We start from the raw sequence: 21,023 nt of genomic DNA, 5'->3' as shown, positions 1-21,023 counted from the left end.
ACCGGCCTGTACTTTCCGCGAATTTGTAGGTCGGGAGGTGATGGTGGGTTCGGAGTAGACGAGTGCCGGCCCGTCCGGGAGGATGGCGTTACCACACGACCAGCCACCCCGAACGGACACGGCCATGCCATCTGCGCATACTCCGTCCCCGCGTTGCCACTGGTTTTCGGTTCTGGCCGGGGCACTGGATCGGCGCTCGGGTCGGCGGTTGGCGGCCCTGTTCCTGGGTGTGCTGCTGGCCCGCGGGCGGCACGCCCTGAGTTGCTGGATTCGGGCGGCCGGATTATCGTCCCAATACCGCCGCTGTTACCCCACCGCGGCCGCGGTCGGGCGCCGGGTCGAGCGCATCGCGACCCGGTTGTTGGTCGAGATCCTCAAGCCCCTGGTGACCGGGCCGCGGGTGGTGCTGGCGTTGGACGACACACCGACCGCCCGGTACGGACCGAAGGTACAAGGGGCCGGGGTGCATCACAACCCGACACCCGGGCCGGCCGGGAGCGCATTCGTGTACGGGCACGTGTGGGTGGTGCTCGGGTTGCTGGTGGCGCATCCACTGGGTGGGGTCGTGGCTCTGCCCCTGTTGGCCCGGTTGTACATCCGGAAGGCGAACCTGGGCGCGGTGCGGGCGACCGATCGGCCCCGGTTCGCCACCAAGCTGGCGATGGCCGTTGACCTGGTGCGGTGGGCGCACGGATGGCTGAAGATGTGGGGCATGGCGGTGTGGGTGGTGGCCGACGGGGCGTACGCCCAGGGGCCGGTGCTGAAGCCGGTGCTGAAGCCGCTGCGGAAGCTCGGGGTGACGGTGGTGAGCCGGCTCCGCCGGGATGCGGCCCTGTGCTCGTTACCGCCCGCGCGGGAGCCCGGGCTGCGCGAGCGCCCGCGGGTGTACGGAACGGCACGGATCTCGTTGGCCAAGCGGGCCGGGCACAACGGCGGGTGGAGCACCGGCACGTTCACCGTGTATGGGAAGACCGTCGAGAAGCGGTACAAGACGTTCGTGGCCACCTGGCGCCCGGCCGGTGGGGCGATCCGGGTGGTGCTGGTGGACGAGCCCCACGGATGGGTCGCGTTCTTCAGCACCGACCCGGGCGCGACGGTGACCGACATCTTGGAACGGGTGGCCGACCGGTTCACCCTGGAGACGTGCTTCCGGGATCTCAAACAAGTCGCCGGGACGGGCCAGCAACAGGTGCGCGGGGTGCCGTCGAACGTCGGGTGCTTCCACCTGTGTGCATGGGCGCACACCCTGACCGAGGTGTGGGCCTGGGCTCGGAACGCGGACGAGTTGGTGGGGCACCGGTCCGCGTCCCCGTGGGACGATCCGAGCCGGCGCCCGAGTCACGCGGACAAGCGCCGGGCCTGGCAACACGAGCTGTTGGCCGAGGAGATTCGGGCCGTTGTGGGCGAGCACCACGACCACACGAAAATCCGCGACCTCGCCTACCGGTGCTTGGACTTGGCCGCGTGAGCACGGCTGATTCGCGGAAAGTACAGACCGGCGGAAAACCGTTCGAGTTGGACTTTACGGACCCGCTCGGCCGGGGCACGATTTCACACTTCTGGTCGGCCTAAACACAAGCGTCAAAACGATGGTCCTTGCCGCGATTGCCGCGGCGCTCGGGCCGAGCCTCGAAATGCCCACGCTGAGACCTGGCTTCAAACTGAGCCCACGAACGGTCGTTTCTCGCGGCGCGCTTCAGGCCAAGGTGATGTGCTGGCTGCGATCTGATGATGAGGAGATTCGGACTGCGGATGAAGTGCGAAAACGGGCCGACCTCTCGGGCTTTGCATCCGCCCTCCCGCTCACACCAAATCGGAAGCTGACACTGTTGCCGTCAGCGTCTAACGCGGTGGAACGCGCCAACCGCCGCCACCACAAGATGTAGAAAACCGTCTACCGGGTCCGCACCCGCGAGCACACGCACAACCGCATCGCCTTGGACACGCACCGCGAGTCGCAGACCGAAACTCGCCGGCAAACTCTCGTACGGGTGCCCCTCTGGATTTTGGCCCGTTATTGGTTTTCCCAAAACCCCTTCCACTCCGGCCCCGCTGCTAATGCCCCCAGTTCGACAAACGGTGCCACATGCCCCAGATTCCATCTCGCCCCAGTTTGTTTCATTCTGATGTTGAGCAATTGCTTAACCGTTCCCTCCACCAACCCGCTTCCAATCGACTGCCCCCGCCGCAAACGCACCGCATAATTCAACCGCCCCTGTTGGCCACAAAAGTAATTCAATACGCCGCCCAAGGCGGCTCCGTCGCCTCCGGCGGGCATCTGCCCGGTCAGTTCTCCGATCCAGTCCACCAACCCGGGATATCCGTCTTCCAGCAGCTTCGACTTGCCCCGGACAAACGCCGTCGCGGCTTGGACCCCGGGACCGAACACCGCCTTCGCCCCGCTGGCGAGGTACTCCGCCCCATGCCAGAAGTCGAGGACCTGGGTCGCGTCACGGAAGTGCTGCTCGGACACGTTCCACAACCACTCGGCCCCATCCCCCAGTACCGTCATTTGGCTCGAATCGGTCCACTCCAGTCGCGTGGCCTCGTCGTGACACCGCTTCCCGAACAGGCTCGCCTCCTCCACGGCCGCGATCACCGACCGCGCCAACGGGGTTGGCAGGTCGCGTCCCTCCCAGTCCATCGCCGTGGTCGGCGCACTTCGCTCGCGCCGGGCAAAAACGGCCATCTTGAGATCCCGCCAACCGTCCTCCACAGTGTTGACCTTGCCCGCGTCGATGTGCAACTCGCTGTCCACCGGCCGCTCGGTCCTGGCCGCGGCTTGGGCTCGGGTGAAGACTTCAGCGGTCGAGCGGTGTTGCCGGGTGGCGGTGGCCTGGGCCGCCGTGGCGTGGCAGAGTTGCCGGATGGTGTTGTCGTCCAATTCCCAGCCGACCACCTCGGCCAGAGTCACTTCGGCTTTGGCGAAGGACTGTTGGACGCCCAGCAAGACGGCCATCCGACAGGCGCCCGGGGTGACGTAGCCGCTGAGGCCCAGCCCGCGATCGGCTCCGAACTCGCCTTGCCCGCAAGTGGGGCAGTGGAAATACCTCCGCTCCAGCTCAATCGGACCAACGGCGGTCACAACCGTTCGGGTGTGCGGTCCTTTGGAGCGCCCGGGGTGCGTCTTCGCGCAGGTGCGGGCGCGCCCCCTTTTTGCTCGTCCTTCTCGATCCGTGAACCCAAGGCGGCACCGAGTGTGGTCCGCAACAGTTTGCGCCCTTGATCGAGTGCATGCTTCTCGCAGGCGGCCAGGACCGTGCCGTCGGGAGCTTCTTGGGCCAGACGATTCAGGTCCGTGAAATAGCCCAGCAGTTGTTCCAAGGCCAACCGTTCGGATTCGGTACTGTATTCTATAGTCAGCGTCGGCATCAGTATCCCTCCCAGATTGCCACGGCTTCCCCAGCCGGCTCCCATACCGTTCACAAATGCCAAAATCCAGAGGGGCACCCCGCGTAAGATTGCTGTCAACGCGCCCCGTCCCCGATTGTGGAAGGCCCCGATGGCGGTCCAGATTCTTACCGTCGAGTCGCAGCCGTTCGCCGAGAACTCGTACCTCGTGTGGAAGGACGGCAGCCCCGAGGCGTTCGTCATCGACCCGGGGTTCGAGCCCGATCTGATCGAAGAGGCGCTCGCCGAGCGCGGGCTAAAGTTGGTCGCGCTCGTCTGCACGCACGGCCACTGCGACCACATCGCCGGCAACGCCGCGCTCAAGCAGGCGCACCCGGAGGCCCCGATCGTCATCGGCGCCGGCGACGCCGCAATGCTGACGGACGCGAACAAGAACCTGAGCGGCCCGTTCGGCTTCGAGGTGCTCAGCCCGCCGGCCGACCGGGTCGTGGGGGAGGGCGAAACGCTGACCGTCGCCGGGATCGCGCTGGAGGTGTTTGAGGTGCCGGGGCACTCGCCGGGGCACGTGGTGTACGTGGTCCGCGAGACGCAACCGGTTACGGTGCTGGGGGGCGACGTGCTGTTCCGCGGGGGCGTGGGCCGCACGGACTTCCCGGGGGGCAGCTTCGAGCAACTGAAGGCCGGCATCCAACGGGTGCTGTGGCCGCTCCCCGCGGACGCGGTGGTGTACCCGGGCCACGGACCAGTCACCACCATCGGGCACGAGAAGCGCACGAACCCTTTCGTTGCGGACTGACACCGAATCCAGTCGTTTCAAGTTGGTGTGGCGGCCGTGCGTTTCTGGCCGTTGAGTGCCGCGCCGCTCATTCCGTGGCGGTCGCTTTGGGGCTCGGAGGTGCGTTGCGCACAGTAGCCAGACCGGCCGCACGAGGAGCGAACCGGGGCCGCGGAGCAACCGCTCACAGAGTGAGCGGATTGCAATCAATAAATTAAAAGAATCAACAAAATAGAAAAAATAAGATTTTTAATCGGACGCGCGATGGCGGCGCAGGTGTTTCGGCACCGAAGATTCGAAGGTAATGGCGCGGCAATGTGCCCCAGGCCGTCGGCGGACGGGCGCGGGGCGTGGCATGGCGTTGTAATCGAGCCCCGAAGTCATGCCCCCGGGGCCTTTTCGCAGTTGATCATCCACGGGACGCCGAACTTGTCGGTGACCATGCCGAAACGAACGGACCAGAAGGTTTCGCCGAGCGGCATCTGGACCGCCCCCCTCGGAGAGTGCCGCGAACAGCCGTTCCGCCTCTCCGGGCGTCTCGACCTGGACCGCGACATCGCAGCCCCTGATCCCGTCATACGGCATGGCGGGGTGGGCGTCGCAGCCCATCAACACCTGGTCGCCCAGGACGAGGCGGGCGTGAATGATCCTGGCCCCAGTGTCGGCCGGCATGTGATCCTTGGCGGGGGTATCACCGTAGCCGATCATGGCGACGATCTTGCCGCCCAGGTGCTTCTCGTAGAACTCAAACGCCTCTCGGCACTGGTTGTTGAAGGCGATGTGCGGGTTCCACTTCATCGGCTCGCTCCTTGTATTGTGTTGGTGACATTGTTCGCGGCGGCGCCGTCTCAACCGCGGCGTGCCGCGTCGATCGCGGCGACATCGATCTTCGTCATCGTCATCATGGCGGCGAACGCCCGCCGGGCCTCGTCGCCCCCTTTGGCCAGCGCCTCGGTCAGCGTCCGCGGGGTGATCTGCCACGACAGACCCCACTTGTCCTTGCACCACCCGCACGCGCTCTCCTGCCCGCCATTGCCGACGATGGCGTCCCAGTACCGGTCGGTCTCCTCCTGGGTGTCGGTGGCCACCTGGAAGGAGAACGCCTCGCTGTGCTTGAACACCGGTCCGCCGTTCAAGCCGATGCAGGGGACGCCGAGGACGGTGAACTCGACCGTCAGCTCGTCGCCCGCCTTGCCGCCCGGGAAGTCGCCGGGAGCTTTGTGGACGGCGGTCACTTGACTGTCCGGAAAGGTGGCGGCGTAGAACCGGGCCGCCTCCGCCGCGTCTTTGTCGTACCACAGGCAAATCGTGTTCTTCGCGGGCTTCGCCACGTCGCATCTCCAAAGAGAGGAACTCCGGAACCGGAACAAATCCAGTAGTTTCAAGTTGGGCGATTTATGAGTAGCGGGCCGCATGGGTTTACCGGTCAATGGTGGTTACCACGCCTCCACTGTCGGAGCCCCCATGCGACCCAAACGTCAGTCTATCCGAGCCACCCCGGCCCACGCCACCCGGCACCTCCGTCCGGTCCTGACCGACTGGCTCGGCCGTGCGGTCCAACTGCCCAAGCGTCGCCGCACCTGTACACCCGAGGTGGTGTGGCGGGTGGTGCTGTTCGCCGCGGCGTTCGCCCGCTCGGTGGCCGCGGCCTGTGCCGCGATCGCCGACGCCCCGTCCGGGCAGGCCATCTGGGATTGCTTGTACCTCACGCTGCCCAAGCGGCGCCGCACCCTCGAGCGGCGGTTGCGGCCGGCCCTCCACGCCCCGCTCGGCAAGCGGAAGCGGGCGGCTCGGGTCGCGATCGACTACCACCGGATCGGGTACTTCGGGACGCCGAACCGGGACACCACCCGGTCCAAGGGGGCCGGCGGCACCCACACGTTCCACACGTACGCCACCGCGTGCCTCGTCGGGGGACCGGACCGGTACACGCTCGGGTTGACGGCCGTGGGCGAGAAGGAGCCGATGACCGCGGTGCTCACCCGGCTGTTGGATCAGGTGACGGCGGCACGGGTTACGGTCCGGGTCGCGCTGCTGGACAAGGCGTTCTTCTCGATCGCGGTGATGCGGTTGCTCCAGGCGCGGGGTGTGCCGTTCGTGATCCCGGCCGTGGTCCGGGGCCGCAAGCCCCGGCCCGGGGTGAAGGGGGTCGGGTTGCGGGCCGTGCGGCGGCGGGGCGCGGGTCGATATGCGTACACCCACGCGGATCGGGGCACCTCGGTGCGGGTGCACGTGGTGATCGCTCACAAGAGCTACCGGTACCGGCGGACCGGGGGCCGGCGGAGCAAGAAGTTACTGTACGCGGCGTGGCGGGTGAGCGGGAGCCCGGTGGCGATTCGGGACCTGTACCGGACCCGATTCGGGATCGAGAGCAGCTACCGCCAGTTGGGGCAGGTTCGGCCCCGGACCTCGACTACCGATGGGGTCGTGCGACTCCTGTGGGTGGCCGTCGGGCTGATCCTGCGTAACGCCTGGTTGTGGTCCCGCTCAGCCCGCGGCCTCGGGTGGACACTGGCGGCGGTATGCCTGATACTGTTGGCCGATGGGCTGGCACCTACAGATGGCGAAAATAAGTCCATTACTACTGCACGATCGGCCAACAAAACCAAGCCGCCAACTTGAAACTACTGAAATCCGGTTTGGTGGGAGGGGGGTGAAGCTAACCACGGCCGGGTGACGTGTCAAACTGCGTAGCCGGTTCAGCGTTTCTGCGGAGGTCACGCCACGGTTTGCAGTAGGCCTTGCGGTCCTCGGGGCACGGGATAGGAAAAGCGCGGGGCGATTTCGCCGCAACTCTCGTGCGGGGCGAGTCATGAGCACACCGCGTTTCACGGCCGAGGAACTCGACCGCCTTCGAGCACTGGCGGCGGAGTGGGGCAAAATCGTTTCCAAGCGGGCGTTCGGGGACGACGGGCCGGGATTGGACGTGGACTTCCGGACGATGGAGCAGATCGCCACCGCGGCGGCACAAGGGCTCACCGAAGGTGCCCTCCAGCAGATGCTCCACCAGCAGGCCCGGAAGGTGCCCGAACAGGTTCCGTGTCCGGTGTGTGGCGAGCCGTGCCCGACCCGACCACACACCCGCACCCTGGCGGCCCAAGGGGCCACGGTTCAACAGGCCGAACGGATCGCCCATTGTCCCGCCTGCCGGCGGGACTTTTTCCCCCCTGCGGCTGGCCCTCGGGCTGGATGAGCACGGGTACAGTTCCTCGGTCGTTCAACGCATCGTCACGGCCGCCGCCCGGTTCTCCTCGTTCCGGGATGCCGCCGAGGCGGTGCGGATGACCGGGGTCACGATCAGCGACAACCAGGTGCGCCGACTGGCTCACGAGGTCGGGCACGAGTTGATCGCGCGGCGCGATCGGAAGGCGGTCGAGCACCGGCGCCGCCAGTTAGAGCCGCGGACCGCGGTGGTGCCCGTGGCCGTGGTGGTCGAGGTCGATGGGGGGCGCATCCGCACCCGCGCCGCGGGCGCCGGCCCGGGTGTTCACGAGGCCCAGAACAAGGAGGACAAGGTGGCGTGCCTGGCCACCCTGAGTGGCCCCACGTTCGCCACGGACCCGTGCCCCGAGCCGCCCGAGTCGTTCCGCTGCCCGCGCCGGGTGCGGCGCCTGGTGCAGCAGATGAAGGGCCCGGCGGGCGAGGTCGCGCCCCCGGAAACCGTGGACGAATCGACGCCCCCGGTGCCGGCCGGGGAACCCGAAGGGGCCGAGCGGTGGTCCCCGACGCGGTTGGTGCGGACGTGCGTGGCGAGCCTGGAGGGGAGTACCGCGTTCGGCCCGATGATGGCCGCCGAGGCCCAGGAGCGGCGCTTCTATGAGGCCCCGCGTCGGGCGTTCGTAGCCGACGGTCAGGCGTACAACTGGACCATCTGGCGCGGGTACTTTGGTGCGTTCGAGCCGATCGTGGATTTCCTGCACGCGGTGTGTTACGTGTTCTCGTCGGCCGCGGCCGTGAGCCCCGATGAGGCGTCGGGTTGGTCCCAATACGTGGCCTGGATGCGCGCGTGCTGGCAGGGTCGCGTTGGAGAAGTGCTCACCGAACTGGATCAGTGGCAGGCGCGGCTGGGTGAGCCCCCACCGGGTGAGGCGGCGACGGCCGAGGAGCGCCGGGACCCGCGCCGGGTGGTGGCGCACGCGCGGACCTACTTGGGGAACAATCGGGATCGCATGGCGTACCCGCGATACCGGCGCAACGGGCTACCGACGACGAGTAGCTTGGTCGAGTCACTGGTGGGCGAGATCAACGCCCGGGTGAAGAGCACACAGAAGCATTGGACCCGGCCCGACGGTGCCGAATCGATCCTGCAACTGCGGGCCGCCGTGCTGAGCCAAGACGACCGGCTCCCACGGTTCTTCGCCGAACGGCCGGGCTCCTCGTTCCGCAAACGAGATACACTCTGCCACAAATCAGAGGGTGCCACAGCACAAACCGTGGCGTGACCTCGTTTCTGCGGAGGTCACGCCTCGGGCCAGTGGTGCGCCCCAGAGCGAGTCTCGTGTTCGAGAAGAGAGCGTTGCGGAAACGGAGCCGCTATCCGGATGTGCCGCGCCCCCGCGGCCCCAGAAGTAGCTGGGGCCGCGGGGGCGCGGCACATCCGAATAGCGGCTCACGCTGGCGGGCAAGTGGTGCCCCGGACGTTACTCCCGCGCTCCGTTCGCCGGCGAGATGAACACGTCTTTCTTCGGGAACTTCTCGAACACCGCAGCCGGCTTGCCGAAGTTGGTGGCCAGAACGTCGATCGGGTTACCGGCGATCCACTCGGTCAGGTCGATGTCCTCGTACACACCGGAGTTGAACCCGATGAGGATACGAGCCGGCTTGTCGCCGGTGTTCTCGAGCGAGTGCCCGTACCCCTGCGGGATGTACCCGACATCGCCCGCCTCCAGCGTCTCGGTGCGGTACCGCCCGCCCGACCCGAACATCGTGACGCTCACGTTCCCGCCGAGCACGTACTGCCACTCGTCGGCCGTCGGGTGCCAGTGCAGTTCCCGCAGCGCGCCGGGGGCCAGATCCAGCACCGCGCCGGTGATGGTCTTGGAGATCGGGAACTTGTTGGAGTCCACCATCCACAGCTTCCCGCCGCGGTTGTCGACCAGCGGGGCGTCGGCGAACAGCCGGTACTTGTGCGTCAGCTTCGGCGGGTAGCGCCCGGCCAGCGGGTTGGCGGCCGGCTCGGGCGGCTTCGCCCCGCGGGCGAAATAGACCTCGCTCTTGGGGAACCCGTCGAAGGTCGACTCGGGGACGCCGAAGTTCTTCGCGAGGAGCGGCTTGGGCGTGTGCCCCATCCAGTCGGTGATGCTGAACGTGCCGAACTCCGAGAAGTAGCCGTTGTCGAAGATCAGGATGAAGTGGCAGGGCTCGTCGCCCAGGCACTCGAGCATGTGCCCGTGGCCGCGCGGGAAGTACCAGATGTCGCCCGGCTCGAAGTCGTTCGTCTCCGCGCTGCCGCCGGGGGCGATCACGGTTGTCCGGACCCGCCCCTTGTGGACGAACGCCCACTCGGCGGCGGTGGCGTGCCAGTGGAGTTCCCGCATCGCGCCCGGCTCGAGCCGCATGGAGACGCCGGCGATGCCTTTGGAAATCGGCAACTGTTCGACGGTGGCCTCTTTCCCGGAACTCTTGCCGATCACCTTCCCTTCCGTCTTCTCCAGGGCGAACTTGAACGTGGGCAGTTCCTTCCCCGCGAGCAGCGGATCGGGGACGTTGTTCGCGAAGCTCGGGTCACCGGCGGCGACCCGGCCGCCGAGGCCCATGGCCCCCGCCGCGGCACCGAACACCATCGAGCGGGCCAGGAAGTCACGGCGCTGAAGCATCGACATCGCATCTCCTTGTTAAGTGACATCGTAGCCGGTGAGAGCAAACGCACGTTACGTGTACCGCCGGAGTGAGCGATCGCGGCCCGTCCGTGTTCGGACGGCTTGCGATCTCGTTGCCCTTCTCGGGGCCAGCCAGTCGGGTACGCAGGACCTAATTGCAACGGGTGTGCCGACCACGTAGAAATGCGATTTCGCCCTGAAATCGCAGGAGATGAGCCCAAATGAGCGGAATCAGGGAGGGTGATTGGTGCAGGAGGTGCCAGTCTGTAATCGATCGATCCACCGCAACGTCGGGGACCGGTGGAACGAGCGCGTTTGCCGGTGAGACACGTGTCAGTTTGCGACCGATCAATCCACGGCGCGGGCGCCTACGCCCCGAAGGTCAGCTCCTCGTGATCCAGCGCCTGTTCCGCCCGGCGGCGCGTCTCGTCGCCGATCCGCCCGTCCGCCCACAGCGTCCGGACCGCTTCGCGCTCGGCTTTCAACAACTCCCGTGTCAGCGCGCTCAGACCGCCCCCGGTGCCCGCCGGGGACGGCGCATCGAGCCCGGTCTGGTACTGGCGCAGGCAGAACTGGTACATCTCGCGCAGGTGCCCGAGGGCGTCGGCCGGCCCGCCATGCGCCGCCTCGAGTTCGTCGAGGCGCCGGAGCGCAGCCGCCACCGCGGCCAAACGGGCAACGGCGTCCTCCCGGCGCTCGGCGTCGTCCGACGGCAGCCCGAGCGTGCGGATCAGGATCGGCAGCGTGAGCCCCTGGAGAACAAGCGTAACGAGGATCGTGCTGAACGCGACGAGGGTGATCAGGTCCCGTTGCGGGAACGGCGTCACGCCGTCGGCCATTACCAGCGGCAGGGCCAGCGCCGCGGCCAGCGAGTCCACCCCGCGCATCCCCGCCCAGCCGATCAGCACCGCGTGCCGGAACCGGGGCACGTGATCGGGGGCGGCGCGCCGCGCGAAGAGCGGCGCGTTCCAGGCGAGCGTCCAGATCAGCCGCACGGCAACGGTGGTCGCACAGACGACCGCGCAAGTGACCCAGGCGCTGGCAGGCACGGGCTCGGACAGCACGGCGCGGAGCTGAAAGCCGATCAGAACGAACGCCAGCCCTTCGAGCAGGAACCGCGTCCCGTCCCAAAACGCGACCGCCTGGATGCGATCGGTCGGGGGCAGCGTCGGAAGCAACACGTGCCCGACGAACAGCCCGGCGGCGACCGCCGCGAGCACCCCCGACGCCCCGACCGCTTCCCCGCCGAGGTACGCGGCGAACGGGGTCAGGAACGAAGCCGCCGTGTTCACGGCGGGGTCGCTCACGCGGCGCCGCGACCAGGTCGCCAGGGCGCCCACGGCCAGGCCGACGCCGATCCCGCCGACCGCCCCCCAGGCCAGACTCAGGCACGTCAGGCCGGGGGAGAACGTGCCGGTCGCGACGGCCCGCACTGCCTGCTGGTACGCGACCAGCGCCACCACGTCGTTGAAGAGGCTCTCGCCTTCCAGGATGCGCTCGACGCGGCGGGGGATCGGCAGCCCCCGCGCGACCGCGGCCACCGCGGCCGTATCGGTCGGCCCCGCGACGGCCGCCAGCACGAACGCGGCGGCCCACGAGAACCCGTCGTCCGCCCACCGCACCACACCGGCCACGCAAATCAGGTTGAGGAGCATCAGCCCGACGGCTAGCCGGAAGATGGGCCACCGGTGGTGCCGCAGGTCCCGCAGCCCGAACCGCGACGCGACCTGGTAGACGAGCGGCGGTATGAACACCAGGAACGCCACGTCCGGGGGGATCTGGATGTGCGGAAGCCCCGGCACGAAGCCCAGCGCCAGCCCGCCGAGCACCAGGACCGCCGGGTACGGGACCCGTAAACGCTGAGCCGCCGCGGCGAGGACCACGGCGACCAAAATGAGTCCGACAACGATTTCGACCGGGTTCATACGACGAGCCGCCGCACGGTCAGAGGATCAAATCAGCCCGCCGTTGGCCCGGACGTTCTGGCCGCTCACCCACCGGCCGTCCGGCCCGACCAGCGCGGCGACCACCCCCGCGATGTCTTCCGGGGTGCCCAACCGCCCCAGCGCCGCCATCCGGGCGTAGAACTGCTTCTGTTCCTCGGTCTTGCCCTGGCCAAACAGTTCGGTGTCGGTCGGCCCCGGCGAAACCACGTTGACCGTGATGCCGCGCGGCCCGAGTTCCTTGGCCAGCACGTGGCTCAGTTGCTCGACCGCCCCCTTGGTCGCACAGTACGCCGCGTAGCCGGGCAGCATCATGGCCGTGGTGGACGACGACAGGTTAACGATCCGGCCGCCGTCGGCCATACGCCGGGCGGCCTGCCGGCAGCACAGGAACGTGCCGCGCACGTTCACCGCGAACAACCGGTCGAACTCTTCGTCCGTGATCTCGGCCACGGGCTTGGTCAGCAGCGCCCCGGCGTTGTTCACGAGCGCGTCGACCCGCCCCCACGCGCGCACGCTCTCGTCGAACAGCCGCGCCACCTCGTCGGTCTTCGACACGTCGGCCCCGACCGCGATCGCTCGACCACCGGCCGCGGTGATCTGGGCGGCAACCGCTTCAGCGGCAGCGCGGCTCCCGGCGTAATTAACGGTCACAGCGAACCCGTCGGCGGCGAGCCGTAACGCGATCGCCTTACCGATGCCGCGTGACGCGCCGGTCACGATAGCTGAACGGGGTGCTTCTTGGCTCATGTCATTTCTCACTACTGTTGGACGCGCGGAATTAACGATTGGCGGTAGCGCCTCGCGGTATCGTTTGATACCGGTGCGGTTGATGTGTATTTCTGCCGGCCTCGACCAACGGATTTCAATCGCTGGATGGTAAATCCGGGCAACGACTTAGGAAACCCGTGCGGGGGTATTGTTCGGAGCGGGTCAAAACCCGTCGCTACCTCACTCGCGGCAGAGTGACATAAGCATCACGAACCCCATGAACAATGACAACATCGCCTGCCAGTATCCGTTCACGGTTTGGCTATCGGTGCGGGGAATGGGGTGCGGGTGTGCCGTTTCGGGGGGCCGGAATGGCGGCGGCCAGGAAGTTGCGCCCCGGCGGTCGGTATAAGGCGACGGCGGTGTGCGCCCGTCCGACGAAACGTGGGGCGCGGGCCGCCGCACGAGCCAGCGCCCGGGCAACGGGACACAAACCCGAACGCTGACTCAACGTCCCGCGCTCGCGCCCATGCGCCCAGCAATGTAGAATGGTGGCACCGGACCGGATTCCCTCCGAACGTCGTGAGTAGCGGCAAGATGTACGAGCTGGCGATCACACCACAAGGTCACCTTCTCGTTCGGGAAGAGCCGTCCGAAGCGTCGGATCCGAAGCTCCCGAAAGGGTTACTGGACGCCTACCGCGAGAGCCCGGCCGGCGGGATGCTCCGCTCCGCGAGTGAAGACGCGGAGGCCGTGCTGCCCCCGTCCTTCGAGTTCGCACGATCGATTGCCCGGCTCTACCTGACGGCGCTCTGCAGAGTTGCTCCCGCGGAAGTCGGCGCGACGGTGCCCGAGCTCCCGCCCCCCGCGGGCGACCTGGACCGGGCCGTTCTTCAGGCCCCGCCCATGACCGGGCTGGAGTACCTGACGCCGGCCGCCCTTTCCGACTGGTGGCGCGAGCTCGACACGCTTGTTCGCGGCGAGATCGAACGGCACCCGGGCGGCGCGCACGGCTACCTGCGCGAGCGCAACCCCCAATGGCGGTTCGTCGGCCGGGTCACGTTCCACCTCGCGGAGAACAAACGGAACCCGGACTACCCGTTTGCCTTCCTGGCGACGTTCGCGAACGGCCTGACGCCGCAAGGTAAGGTGCGGCACGAGCCGCTGGGCCAGGCCCTTCAGCAGTACGCCGGGGAGCAGAACCGCGCGGCGATGCTGAACCTGCTGCTCCCGGTCTCTCGGGCCGCGGAGTCCTCGGAACTGGTGCGGCGGCTCGTCGACTCCGGGGAGATCTACCGCCCGCTCGCGTGGTCGCCGCGCGAGGCGTACGCGTTCCTCCGGGCGATCCCGCTTTTCGAGTCGAACGGGTTGATCGTTCGGGTGCCGGACTGGTGGAGCGCTCAGAAACCGCCCCGCCCCCGTGTCAGCGTGAAGGTCGATTCGAAAAATGCCACCGGCATCGGCGTCGATGCCATGCTGCAATTTTCTGTCGGCGTGAGCCTCGACGGGGAAGCGCTCGGCCCGGACGAGATCGCCCAGTTGCTCGAATCCAGCGGGGGGCTGGTCCCGTTAAAAGGGAAGTGGGTCGAGGTGGATCGGGAGAAGTTGCAAGAAGCGCTGAAGCACTGGAAGGAGGTCGAGCGGGACGTTCGTTACGAGGGGATTTCGTTCTTCGAGGGCATGCGGCTCCTGTCCGGGGCGAACATCGTCAAAGAGGACGGCGGCGAGCACCCGGCGGCGGACCGCGAGTGGTCCGGCCTGACCGCCGGCCCCGGGTTGGACGCGATCCTCGAAGGGCTGCGCTCTCCGGACGCTCAACGGGAACCGGCCCCGCCCGGCCTGAAGGCCGAACTCCGCCCGTACCAGCGGGCCGGCTACGGGTGGCTGCGCTTCGCCACCCGCCTGGGGTTGGGCGCGTGCCTGGCCGACGATATGGGGCTCGGCAAAACGATCCAGGTGATCGCGCTGCTGCTCGACCTGAAGCGCGACGGGCGGAACAAGGCGAGCCTCCTGGTCGTGCCGGCGTCGCTGATCGCGAACTGGAAATCGGAACTGGCAAAGTTCGCGCCGTCGCTCTCCTTCGCCGTGGCGCACCCCTCGGAGACGGGCGCCACGGACGAGGAAATCGCGTCCGCCGCGGATTCGCTCGATCTGGTTGTGACCACTTACGGAATGCTGGTTCGCCAAGACTGGATGAAGCGGCACAACTGGCGGTTGGCGATTCTCGACGAGGCCCAGGCGATCAAGAACTCCGGCACGAAGCAGACCCGCGCGGCGAAGGAGCTGACGGCCGACGGCCGGATCGCGATGACCGGCACGCCGGTCGAGAACCGCCTCTCGGACCTGTGGTCGCTTTTCGACTTCTTGAACCCCGGCCTCCTGGGCACGGCCAAGCAGTTCGGCTCGTTCGTCAAGCGGCTGCAAAGCGCCCCGACGCCCTCGTTCGAGCCGCTGCGCAATCTGGTGCGGCCGTACATCCTCCGGCGGCTCAAGACCGACAAGCGGGTGATCTCCGACCTGCCGGACAAGACGGAGGTGAAAGCCTACTGCGGGCTGAGTAAGCACCAAGCGGCCCTCTACCAGCACGCGGTGGATGACCTCGCCCGGCAGTTGGAAGGCACCGACGGCATCCAGCGCCGCGGCATCGTTCTGGCGCAACTGATGCGGCTGAAGCAGATCTGCAACCACCCGGCCCAGGTGGCCGGCACGGGCGACTACGCCGCCGACCGGAGCGGCAAGTTCCGCCGGCTGGCGGAGATCGCCGAGGAGATCGCTTCCCGACAAGAGAAGGTGCTCGTCTTCACGCAGTTCCGGGAGATCGCGGACCCGCTGGCGGAGTTCCTCGCCACGCTCTTCGGCCGGTCCGGGCTGGTGCTCCACGGGGGAACGAGCGTAAAAAAGCGAAAGGAGTTCGTCGACCAGTTCCAGCGCGAGGACGGGCCGCCGTTCTTCGTGCTGTCGCTGAAGGCGGGCGGCACCGGCCTGAACCTGACGGCCGCCGCGCACGTGGTCCACTTCGACCGCTGGTGGAACCCGGCCATCGAGAACCAGGCCACCGACCGCGCCTTCCGGATCGGCCAGAAGAAGAACGTCCTGGTCCACAAGTTCATCTGCCGGGGGACGGTGGAGGAGCGGATCGACGAGATGATCGCCCGGAAGAGCCGGGTCGCCGACGAGGCCATCGGCGGGAGCGACAGCGGGGAAGTCTTGTTGACCGAAATGGACAATGATACGCTGTTACAATTCGTAAAGCTGGATCTGCACCAAGCGTCCGACGGCTGATGCGGACCGTCCGGGAGCGACACATGGGCTGGTACGAATTCAAGCCTTACGTCCCCGTCGCGCAGCGGCGCGCGCAGGCGGCGAAGGAAGTCGCCAAGCGGAACAAAAAGGGGCCGCCGTGCTCCCCCGTGAACATCGAAGGCAAGTCCATCGCCGCGACGTTCTGGGGCAAGGCGTGGTGTACCAACCTGGAGGGCTACAGCGACTTCGCCAACCGCTTGCCGCGCGGCCGGACCTACGTCCGGAACGGGTCCGTCATTGACCTGAAGATCGAGAAGGGGCGGATCAAGGCCCTGGTGAGCGGGTCAGAGCTGTACGAGATCCGGATCGACATTGCGGCCCTGCCGGCGCACACGTGGGCGGCGCTGAAAAAGCAGTGCGCGGGCAAGATCGGCACGATCGTTGAGCTGTTGCAGGGCAAGCTGTCGAAGGCGGTGATGGAGACGGTCACGGACCGGACGCGCGGGCTGTTCCCGAAACCGAAAGAGATCGAGATGAGCTGCACCTGCCCGGACTACGCCGGGATGTGCAAGCACATCGCCGCGACGATGTACGGGGTGGGCAACCGGCTCGATTCCGCGCCGGAGTTGTTGTTCACCCTCCGGTGCGTGGACCACACAGAACTGATCGAGCAGGCGATCCCCGCCGCACCGCTCGCGAACCCGAGCGGCCCTGCAATTGCGGCGGACGATCTGGGAGCCATCTTCGGCATTGAACTCGGCGGCGCGGAAGCCGCACCACCGACGCCGCCGGCTCAGAAAAAGCCGACGGCAAGAGCGGCTGTCAAGAAACCAGCGGCCGAAAAGAAAACGCCCGCGGCGAAAAGGGCCACCACGAAAAAGCCGGCCGCGCCGAAGAAGAAATCGGTTCCGAAGAAGGGGTAGCAAGCGGGCACAACCGCCGCGCGTGCTGGCTCAGAACTCGGCGAACCCGTTGCCGCCCTCGTGCGAGTGCCCGTTGCTGAGCGCTTTGGCCACCGCCGGGTGGGGCTTGTGCCCGGCCTTCTTGGCAGGCTTGGCGGCCGACCGGGGCGCCCCTCGGCCGTCGCCGCTGAGTTCGAACCGCGCGACTAGGTTGTGGAACTGCTCCGCCTGATCGGTGAGGGCCTGGGAGGTGGCGCTCATCTCCTCGGTCTGCGAGGCGTTGCGCTGGGGCACGCTGTCCATCTGGCTGACCGCTTTGTTCACCTGCTCGATGCCCGTCGATTGCTCCCGGCTCGCGGCTGCGATCTCGGTCATGATATCGGCCACCCGTTTGACACTGGTGACGATCTCGCCGAGTGTGGTGCCGGACCGGTTGACCAGTTCGGTGCCCGCATCGCCTTTCTTCACCGAGTCCTGGATCAGGATCTTGATCTCCTTGGCGGCGGTGGCGGACCGCTGGGCCAGGTTGCGGACCTCGGTGGCGACCACCGCGAACCCGCGCCCCCGCTCGCCGGCGCGGGCCGTCTCGACGACGGCGTTGAGGGCCAACAGGTTGGTCTGGAACACGATCTCATCGATCGTCGTGATGATGTCCGCAATCTTCTTCGACGACTCGTTGATCTCGGCCATCGCTCCGACCGCGCCACCGACCACCTGACCGCCCTTCTCGGCGACCTCCTCGGACCCGTCCACGAGCTGCCGCGCCTGCTGGGCGTTGTCCGCGCCCTGCCGCTATTTTCACTGAATAAAACAATGCGATTTTGATTATTCGACGAATCATGACCCGTGTTCCGGACCCGCACCCGGGGCGTGCCGCGGCACCACCACTCGGCTCTGGAGCCAACCTTGGCACCGAAACCGGGCCCGAATCGGCCTGCAAACGTACGCGCGAGTGCCGACCGCGCGAGAGAGCACGGGCGGCCGGTGCGTGGTATCACTTGGTTTTGTAAACAGTTGCGCCTCCTGGCATTATCTGGTGCGGCCTGCGGCATTTGCCTGCCTGTGTCGCGTGCAGTAATCCCGGCGCGTTGTGAACGCGTCCAGCCATTCCCGCAGCGCCCTCTCTCTCACCTCCTCATTCAGTCCGTTTGGGTGTCGGATTTCACGTCAGTGTCCGATTCACGTGCGCAAAATTGCCACCCTGTGCCGTTGCTCGCATGTTCCGCGCACTAAGGTGCGGTGAGCGAATTCATTGGCGGGCTGAGCCCCACGGGGTCAACGCCCCAATACCGGCGCCAGTGCCCGTAATCGCATATCGGGCGCGGGCGGCGACCGGCGCGGGCGCGGGCCGGTGGACGAGTTCGCACTCGCGCGACGCTCCGGCCCGCGAACCTGGTATGCCACGTTCGGCCCGTGGCACCGTTCGGCGACCCGGCAACCGTCTCCAACCACCCGCGGACCAAATCGGGCGGCAAACGCTCCGGATTATCCGATGAACGATCTCGAACAACACGCGGTCCACCAAACGATCCCCGCAACCGATCCGGCCGATCACCAGCCGACCGCGCCGGCGGTGCCGGCGGTGAAGCCGAAACTGGTGGTGCTTCGCGGCATGCGGATCGGCGCCGAGTACCCGGTCTACGAGGGGCGAAATGTGATCGGCCGGTTCGCGGACAAGCCGGTGGACATCGACCTCGTGAGCCAGGAATCGGTGGAGCAAATCTGGTGCTCGCGGCAGCACGCGGTACTGGTGCTCGACGACGGGAACGTGCAGATCGAGGATCTGAACAGCTTGAACGGCACGTGGCTCAACGGGGTGCGCGTTCGTGCCGGTCAGCCGCGCCCGGTCAAGCCCGGTGACGTGGTGCAAATCGGCACGGTTCAAATGAGACTCATGTTGGTCTGATCGGCCCGGCCGGACGGTGCCCGTTCGCTCCGGCCGTCCGAAACGGGTCTCCCCTTGCAGCGATCGTCACCCGCCCGCTCGCGTCGCGCCACGGACAAGTCCGTGTAGCCGTCCACCGACATCCCGAGCGCCCCACCAGCCGCGCGTACGCGTGCCCCCCGAACGCGAACGGTAGCTTCGCGGTGGGCACCCGCACCAAACGTGTCACACAGGCGCTCGATTAATTGATTGATCTATAGTTTCCAGCACGCCAGCGATTATGATCGCCCGTATGACTCGAGCGAGGTTTATCTACATATTACTTATGCGAATGATACAACCTGCCCGGTTTCCTAAATCAACGAAATCGACAAATCAGCACTCGCTCGAGGCGTTCAGGCTCAACCCCGCGCCAGGCTCGGCGGGCCGACTTTCCAACGGCCCAACATGCGACTCCAACGGCAGATGTACGCCCGCGCCGCCGAGGGCAGGGCGCCGAATGTGGGACCCGTCGGAAGGGCGCGAGAAGGCACTACAACTGGCTACCGCAGCGAAGCGGTTACACCCGCCACGTTTGAAATCCGTTGGTAGAGCCCGGCTACAGAAGAAGGTTACTCTTATCGCCTACCGCTCAACTCACTCCGGCCTTTCGTGCGGTAGCCGGGTCGCTCGGCCCGGCCGATGGAGCGGCACCGGACCGCACGGGCCATGGCACCATCCGCCGCCAGAGGCCGTCTCCCACCACGAGCGAATGGAACAGCACCGCCGCCAAGTGGGAGAGGATCACCAGCAAGAACCCGGCCGCGAGTACGGTGTGCGTCTTCCGCAGCACGGCGTAGAGCGGGGCGCTGTGCGGCAGGATCTCGGGCAAGTGGAACGAGCCCCACATCACGGCCGGGTAATGTGCCGCGGACAGCATCCCCCACCCGACCAGCGGGAGAGCAACCATCAACCCGTACATGGTGTATTCGGCCCCGATGGCCGCCAGTCGCTCGGTGCGCGAGATCGACGCGGGGAGCGGCGGGGGCGGGTTGAACAACCGGTTGACCAGCCGAACGACGGCCAGAACCAGGATCGCGATCCCGAGCGGCCGGTGAAGCGCCAGTAGCGCGTGGTAGCTCCCCAGCGATGCCCACATCGCCGTGCCGGTCCCGAGCGTCGTGAGGATTATCGCGGCCATCAGCCAGTGAAGCAGCCGCGAAAAAGCGGTGAACCGCGGTTGGTCGGCGGGCATGGTTATTTCCCTCCCCGGGCGTCGGCCGGCGTGACCGCGGCCGGTTGCTTCGGCTCGCCCGCGCGCCGGGTGTACGAACGCGCGTAAACGGCCGATCGGGCACTGAGCAGCGGATCGTTCGAGGGCGCGATGCCCGCGGGCAGCACGAGTGGATCAAAGGTGATGTCCGTAGATAGAGCCGTGTCATCGCTCTCCACCCCGTCCAGCACCAGCGTGCCGGCGTCGACTCGTTCCCGATCGGCCGGCCACGGAATTGTGGCGTCGTCGGTCGGGTCGCCCGGTTGGCCGACGACCAGAATCAGCCGCCACCGGAGCGGCTGTCGCGGGATCTGCGTGATGATGTCGTCGAACAGGTAGCTCTTGTCGCGTTGACCGGGTGCCGCATCGGCGGCAACGAACGGCTGTTCCGGGGTCAGTTCCCAGCGGACCGGCGTAGACGCGCCTGCGGCGGCGGTAAAGAGGAACGCGTTCAGCCCGTGGTACGCGCTGTTACCGAACCCGGAGGGCACGGGCAGGGCCTTGAGCGCCCCCAGAACACGCGCGGTTTCCGGGTGCCGGGCCAGGAACGCTTGCCCGCGGGCCGGGTCGGGCTTGCCCGTCTGGGGATCGGGTTTCGACGCTTCGAGGTTCTCGTGAAACGCCTCGGGCGTGCGGAAGGGGAAGATCGGCAGGTTAATCATCGCGGTCCGCCAGAGTTCCCCGTTAGTCTGGGTGAACTGGAGGCCGAGCCCGCGCACGGCGGCCGGTGAGTCCGCTCCATACGGTTGACCGCCGCCCAGAGAGAACCGCCCGATCACCGGGACCCGCCCGGGGCGGAACACCAGCGCCTTCGACAGGCGCTCACCCTGTCCGTTGCTGTCGAAGTGCCCCGTCACCCCCACGCCCTTCGCGTGGTTCCGCCGGAACCCCGGGTGGGGGCCGTCCACCTGCTCGAACGTGTCGGTGAACCGGTCCGGGGTCAGGCGGCCCGGAGTGAACCAGCCGCGGAGGTACGCGAACGTCCCCCCGATTGCGGCGAGAACGGCCCCGATCAGGGCCAGCCCTACGACGACACGGGCGCGGGGCGGGCGCGGCGCGACGGGCGCGTGCGGAGTGTGAACGTCCATCGGTGCTCCGATGTCGAGAGCGGGGTGTACGTCCCGCGGGTTCGTGAGCAAACG

General features: G+C 67.3%; 15 protein-coding genes and 2 pseudogenes. 8 read left to right on the top strand and 9 right to left on the bottom strand.

Going from position 1 to position 21,023, the window contains the following annotated elements:
- Positions 1 to 124: 124 nt before the first annotated feature.
- On the top strand, positions 125 to 1,468 hold the full coding sequence (locus GobsT_RS35905; protein ID WP_029600771.1) for an IS701 family transposase: 1,344 nt from the start codon (positions 125 to 127) through the stop codon (positions 1,466 to 1,468).
- 546 nt (positions 1,469 to 2,014) lie between these two features.
- Here the strand turns inward: GobsT_RS35905 and GobsT_RS35900 are convergent.
- Positions 2,015 to 3,247, bottom strand: coding sequence for an ISKra4-like element ISGob7 family transposase (locus GobsT_RS35900; RefSeq protein ID WP_232068452.1), 1,233 nt, complete (start codon positions 3,245 to 3,247; stop codon positions 2,015 to 2,017).
- A 255-nt stretch (positions 3,248 to 3,502) separates the two neighbouring features.
- Between GobsT_RS35900 and GobsT_RS35890 the strand changes: the two genes are divergently transcribed.
- Positions 3,503 to 4,147 carry an MBL fold metallo-hydrolase gene (locus GobsT_RS35890; RefSeq protein ID WP_010037277.1) on the top strand — a complete coding sequence of 215 codons (645 nt, stop codon included), beginning with the start codon at positions 3,503 to 3,505 and terminating at the stop codon, positions 4,145 to 4,147.
- 359 nt (positions 4,148 to 4,506) lie between these two features.
- Here the strand turns inward: GobsT_RS35890 and GobsT_RS35885 are convergent.
- Both GobsT_RS35885 and GobsT_RS35880 read right to left on the bottom strand, forming a co-directional pair.
- Positions 4,507 to 4,924: pseudogene (locus GobsT_RS35885) on the bottom strand (VOC family protein).
- 50 nt (positions 4,925 to 4,974) lie between these two features.
- Positions 4,975 to 5,457 carry a VOC family protein gene (locus GobsT_RS35880; RefSeq protein ID WP_010037281.1) on the bottom strand — a complete coding sequence of 161 codons (483 nt, stop codon included), beginning with the start codon at positions 5,455 to 5,457 and terminating at the stop codon, positions 4,975 to 4,977.
- Between the two features lie 133 nt (positions 5,458 to 5,590).
- Between GobsT_RS35880 and GobsT_RS35875 the strand changes: the two genes are divergently transcribed.
- The 3 genes from GobsT_RS35875 to GobsT_RS35865 all read left to right on the top strand — a co-directional run bounded on the left by GobsT_RS35875 (position 5,591) and on the right by GobsT_RS35865 (position 8,568).
- Positions 5,591 to 6,748, top strand: coding sequence for a transposase (locus GobsT_RS35875; RefSeq protein ID WP_010033207.1), 1,158 nt, complete (start codon positions 5,591 to 5,593; stop codon positions 6,746 to 6,748).
- 190 nt (positions 6,749 to 6,938) lie between these two features.
- The gene (locus tag GobsT_RS35870) at positions 6,939 to 7,319 is read left to right on the top strand and encodes a hypothetical protein (protein WP_010035721.1); all 381 of its coding nucleotides are present in this window, start codon (positions 6,939 to 6,941) and stop codon (positions 7,317 to 7,319) included.
- An 88-nt stretch (positions 7,320 to 7,407) separates the two neighbouring features.
- On the top strand, positions 7,408 to 8,568 hold the full coding sequence (locus GobsT_RS35865) for a hypothetical protein (RefSeq protein ID WP_010035719.1): 1,161 nt from the start codon (positions 7,408 to 7,410) through the stop codon (positions 8,566 to 8,568).
- 198 nt (positions 8,569 to 8,766) lie between these two features.
- Here the strand turns inward: GobsT_RS35865 and GobsT_RS35860 are convergent, their stop codons facing one another.
- The 3 genes from GobsT_RS35860 to GobsT_RS35850 all read right to left on the bottom strand — a co-directional run bounded on the left by GobsT_RS35860 (position 8,767) and on the right by GobsT_RS35850 (position 12,638).
- Positions 8,767 to 9,948, bottom strand: a complete 1,182-nt coding sequence (locus tag GobsT_RS35860) for a cupin domain-containing protein (protein ID WP_010040886.1) — start codon at positions 9,946 to 9,948, stop codon at positions 8,767 to 8,769.
- A 365-nt stretch (positions 9,949 to 10,313) separates the two neighbouring features.
- Positions 10,314 to 11,870 (bottom strand): Na+/H+ antiporter, encoded by a 1,557-nt coding sequence (locus GobsT_RS35855; protein ID WP_010040888.1) that lies wholly within the window; start codon positions 11,868 to 11,870, stop codon positions 10,314 to 10,316.
- Between the two features lie 27 nt (positions 11,871 to 11,897).
- Complete coding sequence (locus tag GobsT_RS35850) at positions 11,898 to 12,638, bottom strand: SDR family oxidoreductase (protein ID WP_029600928.1); 741 nt, start codon at positions 12,636 to 12,638, stop codon at positions 11,898 to 11,900.
- A 543-nt stretch (positions 12,639 to 13,181) separates the two neighbouring features.
- On the opposite strand from GobsT_RS35850, the gene GobsT_RS35845 reads away from it, so the two are divergent.
- Both GobsT_RS35845 and GobsT_RS35840 read left to right on the top strand, forming a co-directional pair.
- On the top strand, positions 13,182 to 15,881 hold the full coding sequence (locus GobsT_RS35845; RefSeq protein ID WP_197905169.1) for a DEAD/DEAH box helicase: 2,700 nt from the start codon (positions 13,182 to 13,184) through the stop codon (positions 15,879 to 15,881).
- A 23-nt stretch (positions 15,882 to 15,904) separates the two neighbouring features.
- Positions 15,905 to 16,765 (top strand): SWIM zinc finger family protein, encoded by an 861-nt coding sequence (locus tag GobsT_RS35840; protein ID WP_010040892.1) that lies wholly within the window; start codon positions 15,905 to 15,907, stop codon positions 16,763 to 16,765.
- Positions 16,766 to 16,795: 30 nt separating this feature from the next.
- On the opposite strand, the pseudogene GobsT_RS35835 reads toward GobsT_RS35840, so the two are convergent.
- Positions 16,796 to 17,536: pseudogene (locus GobsT_RS35835) on the bottom strand (methyl-accepting chemotaxis protein); the annotation flags it as partial.
- A gap of 700 nt (positions 17,537 to 18,236) precedes the next feature.
- Between GobsT_RS35835 and GobsT_RS35830 the strand changes: the two are divergent.
- The gene (locus GobsT_RS35830; protein ID WP_010040894.1) at positions 18,237 to 18,650 is read left to right on the top strand and encodes an FHA domain-containing protein; all 414 of its coding nucleotides are present in this window, start codon (positions 18,237 to 18,239) and stop codon (positions 18,648 to 18,650) included.
- A gap of 610 nt (positions 18,651 to 19,260) precedes the next feature.
- On the opposite strand, the gene GobsT_RS35825 is transcribed toward GobsT_RS35830, so the two are convergent.
- Both GobsT_RS35825 and GobsT_RS35820 read right to left on the bottom strand, forming a co-directional pair.
- Entirely contained in the window at positions 19,261 to 19,863 is a 603-nt protein-coding gene (locus GobsT_RS35825; protein WP_010040896.1) for a cytochrome b, read from the bottom strand.
- 2 nt (positions 19,864 to 19,865) lie between these two features.
- On the bottom strand, positions 19,866 to 20,969 hold the full coding sequence (locus GobsT_RS35820; RefSeq protein WP_010040898.1) for a catalase family peroxidase: 1,104 nt from the start codon (positions 20,967 to 20,969) through the stop codon (positions 19,866 to 19,868).
- Positions 20,970 to 21,023 lie beyond the last annotated feature (54 nt).

This window comes from Gemmata obscuriglobus (assembly GCF_008065095.1).
Classification (GTDB): Bacteria; Planctomycetota; Planctomycetia; order Gemmatales; family Gemmataceae; genus Gemmata; species Gemmata obscuriglobus.
The sequence above is the reverse complement of the archived record's forward strand: the minus strand, read 5'-3'. Positions and strand labels throughout refer to the sequence as shown.

Coding starts and splice junctions, on each gene's coding strand:
- GobsT_RS35905 (WP_029600771.1), top strand. CDS start 125: ATGCCATCTGCGCATACTCCGTCCCCGCGTTGCCACTGGTTTTCGGTT.
- GobsT_RS35890 (WP_010037277.1), top strand. CDS start 3,503: ATGGCGGTCCAGATTCTTACCGTCGAGTCGCAGCCGTTCGCCGAGAAC.
- GobsT_RS35875 (WP_010033207.1), top strand. CDS start 5,591: ATGCGACCCAAACGTCAGTCTATCCGAGCCACCCCGGCCCACGCCACC.
- GobsT_RS35870 (WP_010035721.1), top strand. CDS start 6,939: ATGAGCACACCGCGTTTCACGGCCGAGGAACTCGACCGCCTTCGAGCA.
- GobsT_RS35865 (WP_010035719.1), top strand. CDS start 7,408: ATGACCGGGGTCACGATCAGCGACAACCAGGTGCGCCGACTGGCTCAC.
- GobsT_RS35860 (WP_010040886.1), bottom strand. CDS start 9,948: ATGTCGATGCTTCAGCGCCGTGACTTCCTGGCCCGCTCGATGGTGTTC.
- GobsT_RS35855 (WP_010040888.1), bottom strand. CDS start 11,870: ATGAACCCGGTCGAAATCGTTGTCGGACTCATTTTGGTCGCCGTGGTC.
- GobsT_RS35850 (WP_029600928.1), bottom strand. CDS start 12,638: ATGAGCCAAGAAGCACCCCGTTCAGCTATCGTGACCGGCGCGTCACGC.
- GobsT_RS35840 (WP_010040892.1), top strand. CDS start 15,905: ATGGGCTGGTACGAATTCAAGCCTTACGTCCCCGTCGCGCAGCGGCGC.
- GobsT_RS35830 (WP_010040894.1), top strand. CDS start 18,237: ATGAACGATCTCGAACAACACGCGGTCCACCAAACGATCCCCGCAACC.
- GobsT_RS35825 (WP_010040896.1), bottom strand. CDS start 19,863: ATGCCCGCCGACCAACCGCGGTTCACCGCTTTTTCGCGGCTGCTTCAC.
- GobsT_RS35820 (WP_010040898.1), bottom strand. CDS start 20,969: ATGGACGTTCACACTCCGCACGCGCCCGTCGCGCCGCGCCCGCCCCGC.